At 67.5% G+C, this 14,298-nt stretch carries 14 protein-coding genes and 1 pseudogene; 8 read left to right on the top strand and 7 right to left on the bottom strand.

Annotation, left to right across the window (positions count from 1 at the left end):
- Nucleotides 1–235: 235 nt before the first annotated feature.
- Entirely contained in the window at nt 236–475 is a 240-nt protein-coding gene (locus ACQP00_RS19855; RefSeq protein ID WP_433221170.1) for a hypothetical protein, read from the top strand.
- Here the strand turns inward: ACQP00_RS19855 and ACQP00_RS19850 are convergent.
- Together ACQP00_RS19850 and ACQP00_RS19845 are read right to left on the bottom strand one after the other, a co-directional pair.
- Entirely contained in the window at nt 472–891 is a 420-nt protein-coding gene (locus ACQP00_RS19850; RefSeq protein ID WP_433221168.1) for a PPOX class F420-dependent oxidoreductase, read from the bottom strand. The two genes, ACQP00_RS19855 and ACQP00_RS19850, sit on opposite strands and share 4 nt — an antisense overlap.
- 402 nt (nt 892–1,293) lie before the next feature.
- Nucleotides 1,294–1,470 (bottom strand): hypothetical protein, encoded by a 177-nt coding sequence (locus tag ACQP00_RS19845; protein WP_433221166.1) that lies wholly within the window; start codon nt 1,468–1,470, stop codon nt 1,294–1,296.
- Nucleotides 1,471–1,585: 115 nt separating this feature from the next.
- On the opposite strand from ACQP00_RS19845, the gene ACQP00_RS19840 reads away from it, so the two are divergent.
- The 4 genes from ACQP00_RS19840 (at nt 1,586) to ACQP00_RS19825 (ending at nt 2,985) form a co-directional block, all read left to right on the top strand.
- Nucleotides 1,586–2,182, top strand: coding sequence for a Mu transposase domain-containing protein (locus ACQP00_RS19840; protein ID WP_433221164.1), 597 nt, complete (start codon nt 1,586–1,588; stop codon nt 2,180–2,182).
- A 214-nt stretch (nt 2,183–2,396) separates the two neighbouring features.
- The gene (locus ACQP00_RS19835) at nt 2,397–2,564 is read left to right on the top strand and encodes a hypothetical protein (RefSeq protein ID WP_433221162.1); all 168 of its coding nucleotides are present in this window, start codon (nt 2,397–2,399) and stop codon (nt 2,562–2,564) included.
- Complete coding sequence (locus ACQP00_RS19830; RefSeq protein ID WP_433223912.1) at nt 2,561–2,740, top strand: ATP-binding protein; 180 nt, start codon at nt 2,561–2,563, stop codon at nt 2,738–2,740. Before ACQP00_RS19835 ends, ACQP00_RS19830 begins: the two co-directional genes overlap by 4 nt.
- An 83-nt stretch (nt 2,741–2,823) precedes the next feature.
- Complete coding sequence (locus ACQP00_RS19825) at nt 2,824–2,985, top strand: hypothetical protein (protein ID WP_433221160.1); 162 nt, start codon at nt 2,824–2,826, stop codon at nt 2,983–2,985.
- 691 nt (nt 2,986–3,676) lie between these two features.
- On the opposite strand, the gene ACQP00_RS19820 is transcribed toward ACQP00_RS19825, so the two are convergent.
- The 5 genes and pseudogenes from ACQP00_RS19820 to ACQP00_RS19800 all read right to left on the bottom strand — a co-directional run bounded on the left by ACQP00_RS19820 (nt 3,677) and on the right by ACQP00_RS19800 (nt 12,274).
- Nucleotides 3,677–4,879, bottom strand: coding sequence for a zinc-dependent alcohol dehydrogenase (locus tag ACQP00_RS19820; RefSeq protein WP_433221158.1), 1,203 nt, complete (start codon nt 4,877–4,879; stop codon nt 3,677–3,679).
- Nucleotides 4,880–6,074: 1,195 nt separating this feature from the next.
- Nucleotides 6,075–7,058 (bottom strand): AraC family transcriptional regulator, encoded by a 984-nt coding sequence (locus ACQP00_RS19815; protein WP_433221156.1) that lies wholly within the window; start codon nt 7,056–7,058, stop codon nt 6,075–6,077.
- A gap of 1,651 nt (nt 7,059–8,709) precedes the next feature.
- Nucleotides 8,710–9,392, bottom strand: a pseudogene (locus tag ACQP00_RS19810) (SDR family NAD(P)-dependent oxidoreductase).
- A gap of 396 nt (nt 9,393–9,788) precedes the next feature.
- Nucleotides 9,789–10,682: an IS5 family transposase gene (locus tag ACQP00_RS19805; RefSeq protein ID WP_433221154.1), complete on the bottom strand. Its 894-nt coding sequence runs from the start codon at nt 10,680–10,682 to the stop codon at nt 9,789–9,791.
- 119 nt (nt 10,683–10,801) lie between these two features.
- Nucleotides 10,802–12,274, bottom strand: coding sequence for an NF041680 family putative transposase (locus ACQP00_RS19800; protein ID WP_433223634.1), 1,473 nt, complete (start codon nt 12,272–12,274; stop codon nt 10,802–10,804).
- A 729-nt stretch (nt 12,275–13,003) separates the two neighbouring features.
- Between ACQP00_RS19800 and ACQP00_RS19795 the strand changes: the two genes are divergently transcribed.
- From ACQP00_RS19795 to ACQP00_RS19785, 3 genes are all read left to right on the top strand, one after another.
- Nucleotides 13,004–13,210, top strand: a complete 207-nt coding sequence (locus ACQP00_RS19795) for a hypothetical protein (protein ID WP_433221152.1) — start codon at nt 13,004–13,006, stop codon at nt 13,208–13,210.
- Between the two features lie 200 nt (nt 13,211–13,410).
- Complete coding sequence (locus tag ACQP00_RS19790; RefSeq protein ID WP_433221150.1) at nt 13,411–13,608, top strand: hypothetical protein; 198 nt, start codon at nt 13,411–13,413, stop codon at nt 13,606–13,608.
- 369 nt (nt 13,609–13,977) lie between these two features.
- Complete coding sequence (locus ACQP00_RS19785; protein WP_433221148.1) at nt 13,978–14,100, top strand: STAS domain-containing protein; 123 nt, start codon at nt 13,978–13,980, stop codon at nt 14,098–14,100.
- Nucleotides 14,101–14,298 lie beyond the last annotated feature (198 nt).

Here is a 14,298-nt window from a genome sequence, read left to right as displayed (position 1 = left end):
ACCGCGACGGCAGGACAGCGGATCTCGCTGAGGCCTGTCAACGCAGCGGCATCCCCCCTGTGTCAAGTGTTCGGCGACAGACGGGTGCGCCCTGCAACGATTCGCGCGCCACGTCCCCCCTGGCGACCTAGCCCATCGAAGGCGCCGCAGGTCTCGGCGCACCGCTGCGCGACCGGCTCGCCGCCGACAGCGTCGAGGCCCTGGACGTGCCAGCGAAACTGCCAGACGGGTGCGGATGCGGTCCACCGGTCACGGCCGCGAGACCTACGAAGCCGACGCGTTATCCGTCGGCATCGCGGCGCTGACCGCGACCCGCCTCAACAGCACCCTGACCGACGAGATCATCACCGCGCTGCGAGCTCTCACCGAATACCGCCACGACACGACCTCGTCCGCGCCCGGACCCAGACGTTCACCGGCTCCATGCACTCGTGGCAAACCTGGTCCCGGCAAGATCTCCGTTGACCGGGCCTAGATCGCTGCAATGTCGCGGATCCCGACGACCCGGCTCATACGTAGCCGGCATAACAAGTTGCCGGACTGGCTATTGAGCTGACCGTACGTCCCAGCCCCCCCGGCCGGGACGTAGCGCTCGGCGATCCGGGTCGCCCAGGTGATCAGGTCCGATGGTTCCTCGGCGATGGCGACGCCGCCGCGCACCGCAACGAAGTCGTAAGGGAACCGCTCGACGTCGACGGTCAGCGCGGCTCTGGGGTTGGCGCGCAGGTTGTGCCCCTTCACAGTGTCACGGCCGGTACTGAAGACAATGTCAGGGCCGTCGACGATGAACCAGATCGGCGCCACGTGCGGGTCGCCCGTCGGCCCAGCCGTGGCAAGTTTGCCAGTGTGAGGTTCCTCAGCGAGGAAGGCGATCGCTTCGTTCTCGGTCATTGCTGGCACGCTTGAAGTATGTCGCGACCGGCGGCGTTCACAGGATGAGTGCTGGCATGATGTGGTGGATGCCGGTCTGTTGTGTCCTCCGCCTCCGGGGGACCATCGTCGTCAATCGATCACGACGATGGACCGTCACTGGAGGCCGCTCTGTACCCCTCAAGCCCCTCGTTCTGTCTCATGTCCTCGCCCTCTTCACATCGCAGCGGGCTGCTGGGAGGATGAGGTCGGCGCTGGCTGGGCGCGCCGGCTCCGTACATTCCAACGTCGTGCTCCTCGCCTAACGGTGACCAACACAGCACGCCGCGGCCTTGTGACGCGGCGGCCGGTGTTCACCGCTTGCCGTCGCACACTACGAGCATCCAATCGATGATCTTCGTGGTGTGGAGAAGGATCTTCATCTCAGGTGGCCAGGAGGCGTTCCTGGAGGGCCAGGTCCACGCGTTCACCGCGCTCGGCGGTGTTCCCACCGGCAAGATCCGCTACGACAACCTGCGCGGCGGTCGCCCAGGTCCTCGGGTTCGCGCGCCAGCGGGTCGAAACCGCCCGCTGGACGTCTTTTCGATCCCACTTCGGCATCGAGGCATGGTATTGCCAGCCGGGACTGCAGGGCGCCCACGAGAAGGGTGGGGTCGAAGGACAGATCGGCTGGTTCCGTCGCAACCACCTCGTCCCCGTCCCGGATGTCGAGTCGTTGGACCAGCTCAACGCGATGGTCGACGCGTGGGACGCCGCCGACGGCGCCCGCCGCATCGGCACCCGGGCGCACACCGTCGCGCACACCGTCGCGCACACCGTCGGGGAACTGTTCGCGATCGAGCGGCCGCTGCTCGCGGCGTTGCCGGACGAGCTGTTCGAGACCGGCACCTGGCTCGGCCCGCGCGTCGACCGCTCCAGCCAGGTCACCGTCCGCACCAACCGCTACTCGGTGCCGATGCGGCTAGTCGGCCAGCAGGTCCGCGTCTCTGCACGCTCCCACCTGGTCGTCTATGACGGCCGCACCGAGGTCGCCCGACGCAAACGGCTGATGGCCAAGAGCGGCAGCCGGCTGGACCACGACCACTACCTCGAGGGCCTGCTCCGCAAACTCGGCGCGCTGCCCGGCTCCACCGCACTCGAGCAGGCCCGCGCCGCGGGCAAGTTCACTCCGGTCCCCGACGCCTGGTGGGAAGCTGTCCGCAGAGCCCACGGCGACGCCGCCGGCACGCGCCCTGATCGAAATCCTGCCCCCGCACCGGCGCATGCCCCACGAACACGTCGTCGCCGGCCTGGCCGCCGCGCTACGCGCTGACCGCCGACGCGGTCGCGTTGCAGGCCCGCAAGTTCGCCGAGACCGACGATCACCCGGCCTCTGCCGATCGACCCTCCCAGCAGGTCGGCAACGTAGTCTCGCTCACCCAACGCCGGCTCGCCCAGCTGCCCGCCGACACCCGGCCGCTGCCCACGGTCACCGCCTACGACAAGCTACTTCGCCATCCACGTCGCACCGCAGAGGGGAGCAGGCCATGACGACCCGCCACCGAGGACTCACCGAACACGCCGCCGACGCGGCGATCGACTCCGCCTGCCGGCTGCTGCGCCTGGCGACCATCCGCGGCCAGTTCCCCGAGCTCACTGACGCCGCCGCCCGCAACCAGATGACCTACCGCGGTTCCTCGCCGAGCTACTCATAGCCGAGTGCGACGACCGGGCCCGGCGCCGCTCCGAACGCCGGATCAAAGCCGCCGCGTTCCCGCGCGACAAGAGCCTGCGCGCGTTCGACTTCGACGCCAACCCGCACGTCGACCCAGCTGTCATCCATACGCTCGCCACCTGCGACTGGGTCAAGAAGGCATGCCGCTCTGCCTGATCGGCGACTCCGGCACCGGCACGAGCCACCTGCTCATCGCATCGGGCACCGAGGCCGCGATGGCCGGCTAGCTGGTCCGCTACGTGCTGGCGACGAAACTCGGCAACGAGCTCGTCGAGGCAGCCGATGACAAGATGCTCGCCAAGACGATCGCTCGCGACGGCCGCGTCGACCTCCTTTGCATCGATGAGCTCGGCTACGTGGACTCGACAAAGGCGGCGCGGAGCCGCTCTTCCAGGTGCTGACGGAACGCGAAGAGAAGGCCTCCGTCGCGATCCCGTCCAACGAAGCGTTTCCGGCTGGACGAAGACGTTCACCGACCCCCGGCTGTGCGCCGCGACCGTCGACCGGATCACCTTCGGCGGCAACATCATCGAGACCGGCACCGACTCCTACCGCCTCGCCCAAACCCCCGGCCAACTCGCCAACGCACACCAATGAACCACCCAGTCCCCGACAAGATGATCGTCTACGCCCTCAGCGAACCCATCGACGACTTCACCGCCCCAACCTCGCTGCCAGACTGAATCACCGCCGACCCCGTCCCGCACACCCCCTGGGCGCATCTCCCTGTTCCCGCTCACCCTGCTGTTCCTGACCGCGCTCGGCTTCGTCCTGGAGGCCAACCCGCACCTGCACCAGCAACTCGTGCAGACCGCGGTCGGGGACCTGCCGGTCATCGGCCCGGAACTCGAACGCAACGTCAGCGGGCTGCGCGGCGGCAGCACCCGTCTGGTCATCAGCATCCTCGGCGCCCTGTACGGCGGCCTCGGGCTACTCCTGATTCTTGCAGCCCGCGGTCAGGCGGCGCTCATGCCGCCAGCGACGTTGACGGTCTGGTCGGTCTCGGAGGCGGCATGCCCGCAGGAAGGCGTGCAACGCGGTCGTGTCGCTCACCTCGTCCGGAGTGCCCCAGCCCCGCCGACCCGCCGGTGCTCAGGCCGCCGGGTTGAGCGCCACCTTGACCCAACCGGGCTCGCGGCGGTCGAAGGCGCGGTAGGCGGCCAGGACATCGGTCATCGGTGCGGTCTCAGTGAGGAGCAGCGCCGGGTCGACGCCCCCGCCGGCGATCAGCTGCAGCAGGTACGGCATGTAATGGCGGTGATTGCAATTGCCGGCCTGCACGGTGAGGTTCTTGTTCATCACCTCGCCGATCGGATAGCCGGTAATTGTCTGTGGATAAACCCCGATGACGCCGATAGTGCCAGCCTTGGCCACAGCCTGCGCGGCCCACCGCGACACCTGGCTCGGGGCGTCGCCAGGCACCCACTGCCCGCTCTGGCCGTTGGACGCCGGCGCGGCTTGGCGCTGCTCGGCGTCGAACTGCTCGGCTTGCTCGGCCGGCACGCGGGTGGCAGGGCGCTGCGCGTCGACACCGACGGCGTCGATGACGCGATCGACCCCGACACCGCCGGTGAGCTCACGGATCGCCCCGACGGGGTCCTCGGTGTCGAAGTCCACGATCTCCGCGTGCTGCGCTTGGGCCAGCGCCAGCCGGTCGGCAATATGATCGACGGCGATGACTCGGCCCGCTCCTTGCAGATAAGCCGACAGGATGGCCAGCTGCCCGACCGGACCGGCGCCGAACACAGCGACGGTGTCGCCGTTGCCTACCTCGGCGAGCTTCGCACCGAACCAGGCGGTGGGAAAGATGTCGGAGACCATGATGGCCTGTGCATCGTCGACACCGGGCGGAACCGGGACGAGGCTGCCGTTGGCATACGGAATGCGTGCGTACTGCGCCTGCAGGCCGTCGTAGGCACCGGCTGCCTCCGGACCGCCGAAGAAGGCCGTCCCGGCCAGCTTGCCGCCCGGGTTGGCGTTGTCACACTGCGCCTGGTACCCGGCGCGGCAGTACGAGCAGGAGCCACAGGAGATGGTTGAGGGTACGACGACCCGGTCGCCGGTCGAGAAGTTGCGTACGCCGCTGCCGGTCTCGACGACCTCACCGACCGCCTCGTGGCCGATGATCGTGCCGTCGCGCATGCCGGGCATAGTTCCACGAATCAGGTGCAGATCGGTACCGCACAACGCGCTGGTCGTGATCCGCACGATCGCGTCGGTCGGCGCTTGGATCTTCGGTTCCGCTACGTCTTCGAGCCGGATGTCGCCGACTCCATGCCACACCACTGCCTTCACAGTTACTCCTCGATCGTCTCAACGTGCACGCGCCAAGAACCGCTACCCGCCATGTCGGCAGGTACGCGAAATGGCGTCGGAAATCTGAGATTTCGATGAGGTAGCCGGAAGACTCGATGAAGTAGCCGGAAGATGTGAACGTTCGCCGTGCGACCCGCCGTGTCGGCGGCGCGTGAAAACTCACCCCCAGGCGGCGGGGCGGATTCAACCGGTCGGCGCAACACCTCGAGTTTGGAGGTGTTGATGGGTCGGGGTGGCCGTGTCGATGAAGGCGTTGACGGGAAGGTAACTGATGAAGTCGCCGTGGGCGCCTGCGTTTCGACGGGAGGTGTCCCTATGTGTGTTTTGTCAAGCGGCGAGCGCAGCGTGGCGGGCCTGGTAGTGGGTCTTGGCGCGGAGCATGGCGTGGAGGGCGTCGATGCTGCGGCGCCTGCTGATAGGCCCTGATCGTCCCGTTCCGCCCTCAAAGGCCTGCCACTCCCCAGCTTTGAGGCTTCGCGCGACGACTTTGGTTCTGACCGAAGTCGTCGCTGATCGAAGGAGTTGAGTTATGTCCAGTGTGACGATCCAGCTGGCACAAGTGGCAAGGGGGTGGATGGAGACGCCCGCAATGCCTGGGATCGGGTGCGTCGGCCGGCGCAATAGACGGCGGACGCTATGATTCGAGAGATTCGCGGGTAGCCGCTGGCGAAGTCAAAGCCTCCGCCGGTTCGTGGACTGACAGTGATCGAATTCGGGTGGGTGGGCCGTAGCGGGGTGCGGGACGGACGTAGCAGCCGATGATGCCCGCGTTGCAGGCGCAGGTTAACGCGGCCGACCGGGCTCCGGTAGGGCGTCAGCGTCGGCTCCACCAGCGTCCGATTACATCGGCATCCTGCGGGCCCGCGGCGCCGAGCCGGACGACCGTGCGACGGGCCGGTCGCGAGGTGACCGGACCACGACGAGTGCATCTAATTAGCACGTGAACAGGGCCGCACGGCGTTGCCGATGCCGCCGACAGCGGAGTCTCGCAGGGGCAGCCCGCAGCACGTCCCGGACCCTGCAATCGCATCCCGGTCCCGCTTCCGGGTAGTGGCCGGACACGAACCCACCCGCACCGGGTTCTAGCCGACAAACCCTCCGCGGGACGGGCGCACCGGGGCCACTTAGCTCGACCGACGACGACACGGACGCTGTGTAACACCCGGCATTTCGGTCACAGCCGTAGCGTCCGAGAGGGCGGCTGACCGTAGACGCTGCGGTACAGCGCCGAGAACCGGCCCGGATTCGCGAAGCCCCACCGCTGGGCCGTAGCACGCACCGTTACACCGTCACGAGGACTAGCGTCCCGCAGTTCGCGATGGACACGTTCCACACGGACTCGGCGCAAGTACTCCATCGGGGTACAACCAACGTGCCGTCTGAACGCCACCTGAAGCCCGCGGGCGCCCACCCCGACCTCGCTCGCCACCTCAGCAACGGTCAGTGGCCGGTCAGGATGAGCGTCCATAAACGCGGCCGCCCGACGGACCACGGCCGGGACGACCCGTCCGGCACCTGGCAGGCGCGCGGCAGTCAGCGTGGTGTTTGGAAACACACTGAGCAGCGCAGTGGCACTGAGTCGGCGCAGGTGTTCCAACACCAACAGTGGCAGACTCACACCCGGCGAGGTGAGCTGGCCGCATATGAATGCGGCCACCCCCGCCCAGTATTGCTGCATCCGGTCCGTTACCGGTTGCATTCCTTCGAAGCGGAGGTCGGCGGCTGGAATGCCCGAATCGGCCTCGGCGACGCCAGCAACGTAAGACATCGGTAGCCCAAGCATGGCTAAGGTCGAGCCACCGTATTCACCTTCGATCGGTTGGCCCATGGGTAACAGCAAACCGTCATCGCGTCCGAGCGCATAGTCGCGCCCACCAGACCGCACAGCGATGGAGCCGCTCTGCACCGTTCCGGCGAACAGAAAGCCACCCGGATCATAACTCGCTGCGTAGTGCACCCCGCCGAGCCGGACGCGCAGCGCCTTTATCCCGTCATCGTTCATCGCGCGCACCCAGACATCGGCGTCATCGATATCCCCGAATTCGACACGGGCACGGTGGGGGATGATACGATTCAGTTCACTTGCCAGCGTTGCGCTGTCATGTATACGCAGGTCAACGACAACCGGCCGCGCCGGTTCAAATGATGAGTAATTCACGCAACACCTCCTGATACCAGAGATGTTAACTGCTCGGCGACCAAGGCGGTCCGAACAGGGTGATTATGCACCTCGCGAGACCCTTTGTGGCCACGAAGCGTAGCGCAACTTCCTCACGACCTGCGCAGCTTCCGGTTCGGTGGCGCGCCGATGACCGCGGGCAGCGCACTAACCCCGTCCCGCAGAACCCGTCCCGCGACGACCGCAAACAGCCGGACCTGGGTGGCCGGTGCGACACGCAAGAAGATGGCACAAACGACCCGGATCTGCCGCCCATGGAAGGCGGCGAACGGGAGAGACGGTGCCCATCAGGCGTATGCATCGTGACCGAGGACCGCCTGAGAGTACACCGAGTCTGGGCGGGATCCGCCGAGCTTGCGAACTGACCGAAGCGCACGCCGATTGCGGCCATCCCCGGCAGTGGCGGCTATAGAAGCAGCCCGACCACCAATGCAGCGGTGCCCGCCCCGCAGCCAGCAAGCTCCCCACCCACGAGGGAGGCGAAAAAACACGACTTCACCGACGGCGGCCGACAACTGCCACGGCGCGCCGCCAACAGAATGTGACGTGTCCACCAAGCGCCATCGCGCCGGAAAAGGCCATCCTCGTCAGTTCGCAGCGCCTCGGCAAGCGGACGGTCATAACCGATGGTTGACGTAGCGGTGCACTGGTCGCCTCACGCCGCCGTCAATCTCACGTGTGACCGAGCGACCGTCAACTTCGCCGCTTCACCGGTACAGACCCTGCTCCTCATCCGCAGCGAACCCACCCTGCCCGGATGGGGCCTGGTCTATGCCGATCGAGCAACCGTTGAGGAATACGAAGTCTGGTACCGGGTATCAACTCCTAGATGCAACGACTCATCCCCCAACGGCAGAGCCTCCAACCCTCAAGCTCACTCGCTCGTAAATGATGGGCTGATGGTGATGAGGTATCCGAAACCAACTGATCCGCGTATTCGGCTGACAATTGCAGCCGGGATTGAGCCTGCGACTGAGGCTGTCGACCGTGCGACGGGCGTCGCCTATCGAGCTCGATGGGCACTGCGACGGAACGGAGGCCGACCCGATCCCCGCTGGTCAACTCATGAGCAGTTGGCAGTAGCCCCGGTTCTCGACGATATCGACCATTCGACCGGCCTCGGCTACACGGTCCTGGAGGCTATCGAGACCGTCGCGGACAGTATGCGCTTCCCACCGCCAGGCATAACTGGATGGTTCTCCGACATCCGTGACCAACTCGGCGCATACCCCAGAGGGGGCGAAGCGGAACTGCCGACCATTGCGGACCTGCCGATAGCCAGCCACGTAGATGAACCTCACCAAACAACCAGGCGTAACGCCCATGCTGCGGCGGTTGCCGTCGGACCGCGGTCCCGGCCGCGAAAAGGGGACTAGACGTGCCTGGGTCCGATCGGTGCGGTATGGATAATTTGTAACCCCGTGCGGCTATCTCGCACTCTCTGCACGTTGTCCTCGCCCTCGTCACCGCCACTCGTGCCCTGCTGATCATGGGTTCTGCAGCTGACGCGCCACCGGCCGGTGCAGACGTCACCGACCTCGATGCCGGATTGGTCGCCGAACGACTTAACGGAGACCGCTGTCCATTAATCCACCGGCACACCGAAACCGGACTCGACGGGCGGCGCGGGTCAGCCGATGCGGCGGCCGTCGAGGAAGAGCGCGCCTCTCGGTCCGTCGGCGGGCAGGGTTGCGGCCTTGACGATCCAGCCGGCCGCCACCGAGGGCGGCAGGTCCTCCTCGTCGGAACCGAGTTCGGGATGCGTGTCGGCGCGGCCGGGGTCGACCGTGTTGACGAGGACCTTCGTGGTGCGGAAGGCGGCCGCGAGCATCACGGTGAGGGAGTTGAGCGTGTGCTTGGCGAACGAGTACGCCGGCGCTCCGACGTCGCCGGGGTGCTGCGCCAGATCGGTGATCTGCTGGTAGGCGCCGCTGGAGATGTTGACGACGCGGGCTGCGGGCGCCGCTTCGAGCAGGTGGCGCAGCGCCACAGTGAGTGCCCAGGGGCCGACGACGTTGACGTCGAACGCGGCCCGGATGTCGTCCATCGGCGCGTCGAGCGCGGTGGCGGTATTCATGTCGGGGAACACGCTCGCGTTGTTGACGAGGACGTCGAGGTGGCCGTGAACCTTCCGGATGCGCTCCGCCAGGCCCGGGAACTCCTCGGTCGCGCCGAGGTCGAGGCGGTAGCCCTCGGCGCTGTGCCTTCGGAGCGCAGTGTGCCTGCCTGCTCCTGCGCCTGGGCGTCGGTGCGCGCGGTCACGATGACGTGGAAGCACTGCCCGGCGAGGGCGCGGGCAGTGGCGAGGCCGATGCCGTGGGTACGGCCGGCGCCGGTGACGAGTGCGAGCTTCTGACTTATGAGCAGTTTCCTCTATTGGGTGATGGGTTCGAGCGCGCCGTGTCGCAGGATCCGCAGCAGCACACGACCTACTCGCGGTGCTGCTGGACGAGTTCCTCGTGGGGGTGACCGAGAGGAGGCGACCGGCGGTGCCGGTCAGGACGTGGCCGTAGCCAGCGATGACGAACGCCGCCAGCAGCCCCGCGTCGGCAGAGCATGCGGGACTGCCCCGGAGTTCGCATTCCCGAGAACTTTCAATATCCGCGAGCACGCTAGCAGCCCAAGTCGCTATGCGTTGCGCTGACGCCGATCTGCCTCACTCAGGGTGAAGCGACGCATGGCGAGCTAAGGCGTGTTTGGTAAGTCGCGTCAGAGCCACTCGTTGATCGCGCAGATGATGACGGTGGCCTGGTAGCGCACGGCAAGCTTGTCGAAGCGACTGGCCATGCCACGGTTGCGTTTGAGCTGGTTGATGCCACATTCCACGGCGTGGCGCTGCTTGTAGCGTTCGGGGTCGAAGGCGTGCGGACGGCCGCCTTTGGCCCCGCGCTTGCGCCGGTTCGCGGCGTGGTCAGCCTTGATCGGGATCGTCGCCCGGATGCCGAACCGGCGCAGGTAGGCCCGGTTGGCCTGTCCGGCGTAGGCCTTGTCGGCCAAGACCCGATCCGGACGGCTCCGCGGCCGGCCGCCACCCGGGCGAAGCACCCGGATGCGCTGCAAGACCGGCACAAACTGCGGGCTGTCGCCCCGATGACCAGCGGTCAGCAGCAACGACAACGCCTTGCGCCCCTGCTCGCACGCCAGATGAACCTTCGTAGTCCGCCCACCACGCGACCGGCCCAGCGCATGATCGTCCGGTTCGGTGTCCACGCCGCCCGGAGACTGCCGCTGGCCGGCGCCGTCCCGCCGGGCACCGGCCGCGTGCTGATGCGCCCGGACGCTGGTCGAGTCCACACTGACGTCCCACCGAACCCGACCCGCCGCGTCAGCGTGGGCCTGCAACGCCGTCAACACCAGCTGCCAGGTGCCGTCGCGCTGCCACGTACGGAACAACCAGTACAACGTCTGCCACGGCGCGTACTCGGCCGGCACATCACGCCACGGCGCACCCACCCGGATCCGCCACCGGATCCCGTCAATCAACTGCCGTCTGCTCCACTTCAGCGGCCGCCCACGCACCGACGCCGCAGGCAGCACCACGGCCAAGACCGCCCACTGCGCGTCGGTGAGATCGTGCCGCCTCGTCACCGCTACGCTGGCCACGAGGTCTCCGGTATGAAGGTTTGCTTGGTCGCTAACCCACTTACCGGAGACCTCCCCATCTATCGACCACCGCCACGCCGACGATCAGATGGCTTACCAAACACGCCTTAGCTTGGTCTTTAACCTGTGCGGCGTGGTCGGGGATTCGTCGATTTCTTCTTTCTGGGCCTCGGTTTGCTGGCTTCGTTGCTGGTGACGGTGTGGACGTCGTGGCGGCGGGTGGGATGCCGGTTCGGTTGGCCGGGGGGCCGTCCGGGTCCTGCCCGGGTGGGTTTCGGCGCGTTCGCGGGACAGGTGCTCGTCGCGCGGAGGTGCCGGAAGTCGCGTCGGACGCGGGCCGGGGTGAGTCGTTCGGGTGGTGCTGGCCGTTCCCATGGGCGGCGTAGGTCCGCGGCGATCGGGCGGGCCAGGCGGAGCTGGGTGTGCGCGGCGATGATCAGCCAGGTCCACCGGTCGGCGGCGGCCGGGTCGCGCAGTTTCGGCACGGTCCAGCCGAGGGTCTGTTTGAACAGCCGGAACGTGTGCTCGATGTCGAACCGGCGCAGGAACGCCTGCCATAACAGGTTCACCATCGCCGCGTCGGGTGTGGGGTCGTTGCCGATGCTGGTGGAGCACCACAGCCAGACCGGTTTCGCGGTGGCACCGGAGGGCAAGCGAGCCACCTCGAGGCGGATCAGGGTGCCTTCCAGGATCGGCAGGTCCGGGCAGTCGGCCCAAGCAGCTCGGCGGGTCAACCTGGGGTGCAGCCGATGCCAGGCGCGGGCGGTGGCGGTGCCGTAGCGGCGGGTCTCGGTCATGGTGGTGACGTCGGGGTCGTTCCAGCTGGCCGGGTCGCCGAAGATGAACTCGCCGCCGTGCCGGCGGGGCCGGCCCAGCATGCCGGGCTGCCGCGGTGGGGTGGGCCGGCGCAGTACCCGGTCCGACCGCAGGCGGGCCAGGACCCGCACCGGCAGGTCCCGCAGCAGCCAGGCCAGGCGGGCAGCGTCGTAGCCGGCGTCCATCACGACCCACATCGGCGGGTCACCGGCCCGCCAGTGCCCTGCGGCGATCAGCCGCGTGAGGACGTCCCGAACCTGTCCGGCGGTGACCGCGGCCAGGTCCGCGCCCGGCGCCAGGCGCACCGCGTCCAACGGCGCGGTCCACGAGGTGCGGCCGCTCTCCAACGCGACCACGAACGAGTAGGGCCAGCCCGGCACCCCGATGTGCTGATCCTTGGCCCGTCCGTAGGTGTGACACAGGATCCGCTCCGGCACGGTGTTCGCCTCCGGCCGCAGCCAGCAGGTGACGTCCACCGCGAGGACGATCCGGCCGTCAGCCGCGCGTGGCAACGGCACCGACGCCACCGCGGTCCGCAGCCGATCCACGTCGACCCGCCCAGCACCCAGGGCGTCATACAACGCGCCGTGCCCCCGACGGTGCTCCGCGACCAGCGACAAGGCCGGCAACGACCGCACCGGCCCATCCGCGCACAACACCGCATCCGCCAACTCGAACAACGCATCCCCGCGAGCCGTCAGACAGCGGTAGAACTCCCCACGGAACCAGCCCAGATCCCCGCCCGCCCCACCACACCCGCTATCAGGCACACTGATCCTCCGCAGCCTTTGATGCGATCTTCTTCCCTAGACAAGAGGAATGATCGATCAAGGGCTGCACCCATGATCAGCCGGGGTCGATGCCAGACGGCCCTAGGTTAAAGATCAAGTTAGGCCCCCGCCAGACCTCCTAGCTGCCGGGGGTCCGTCGAACGGCACCTTCTGCCGCGGTCGCGGCGGCACTCGTTGTGTTGCGGGATGCCGTCGTCGTGGATGGCATGGCCGACGTCGTGGCGTCGGCACCCGGCTGCTACATACAAAGGATTGCGGCTACTGCGCCGCGGGTTGTTCGGCCGAGCCCGGTCAATGGGCCTGCTCGACAAGCCGATTCACACAGAGTTTGCGCGGTCGCGGGCGGACCCGGCTACGACCCACAGGGTGAATGCGCAACGAACGGCCATCTCGCAGCGGGTCCGCCTCGACCATCTCCCCTGCCGTCGCCTGCATCGAGGGCTGTGCCGGCACATAGGTCGGCGTCGGCTGGCGCGGTCACAACGCCCATCTGGTGCGGCAACCACGGAACGCTGCCGGGCCAGGCCTCGACGAGTGTGACGATCCCGGTGAGCAGCAAGGCGGCTGCGCCAGCGAGCGTGACGGCTTGTTGTGTAGTCCACCGTTGCCGGGTCCGGCGTGTCGGGGCGAGCGGTGGCAGCGCAGGTCCGCGGAGGGTCGCGGTGGGCGGCGGTTCGGCAGCGTCCCGGCGAGACGGCGCAGGGTGGCCGCCGCGTGGCCGATGCCAGGCAGCGATGCCGGATCGGTGTTGGCCAGCTGATCCGCGAAGGCCAGCAATGCGCGGGGCGGACCGTGACTGTCGGCGCCACCGAGGCTGGCTGCCAGCATGACGCCGAGGGCCCACATGTCCGCGGCGTCGTGGACGTCGTGGCACACGTCGCCGCAGAAGCCGATTGCCTTGGCTCCGATGTCCGTCAGTAGGACTTTGCCCGGGCGAGGCGGACTTGCGTGGTGTGCCGGGAGTGGGCCTGGTGTAGCGCGGCGGCCACGTCCGCGCAGATGCGTACTGCGTCCTGCCCGCGACCGGTCTTGATCCGAGCCGGGCTGCCCGAGAAGATCCGTCGACGAACTCCGTCACGACATACGGCGTGGATCCACTCGCTGGGAAGTCGTAGACGCCGATGTTCTACACGGCGGTCACCTTGGGATGGATCACGTCGGCGCTCGCCATCCAGCCGCCAGGAACCGCTGCCATCCTGGATGCGGTCCGAGCACAGCAGCCGCACGGCGACCGGCCGCTGCAACAGCACGTCGTGACCTCGCCAAATCTGTGCCGGAGCACCCGTACCGATGACATGCTCCAGTCGGTACCGCTGTAGGAAACCCATGGGGCTGTCGTGTCCCTGCCGTCAGGATCGTTGAGCCATTTCGAGTGTGGGTGCGGATAGGCCAGCACACTCCGGAACGCGGAAGTGTCGCGTGATCGCCATATTCGGCGTCCGCGAAACCGCGCAGGCGCCGGTGCCGCGCCCGTGTTGCAGGGCCTTGAGAGTGCAGCGCCAGTAGGATGTGTCGACGCGCCGTCCAACTGCCGGCCGTTAGGAGCTGCGATAACATCTCCGTTACATGCGGATCCAGCCCGCCGGTGACGTTTCCGGTGCGCTCGACGTCGCCACTACCCCACGTCTCCGGCGCTCGCTTCATGCCCTGCTCGACGACCGCCATCGCCTTCCATCGACCTGACCGCGGTGGCATCCCTCGACTCCACCGCCCTAAGCGTCTTCGTCGGCATACATAAACGCCTACGTGGCCTCGGCACTAGCCTGGTTCTGGTCTCCCCGCACGAGCAGCTTCACGAATCCTCGGGCTGACGGGCACTGCATCGGTCTTTACTGTCATTGCCGACGTCAACGTGCCCGACGACTGACCGTCCGTGTCCGAAGCAACACGCCGACTCCGGAGAGTGCAAGGGATCGTCAACGCCACGCCGCGGCGTGAGTCATTGCGGAAGCGGCGAGCAAGCCCATAACACCGCGATCCGCCGCACGCCGCCACAATTCCTGCGGTCT

This window comes from Dactylosporangium sp. CS-047395, assembly GCF_050942185.1.
In the GTDB taxonomy this organism is placed as follows: domain Bacteria; phylum Actinomycetota; class Actinomycetes; order Mycobacteriales; family Micromonosporaceae; genus Dactylosporangium.
This window is presented reverse-complemented; position numbering and strand designations above follow the sequence as displayed.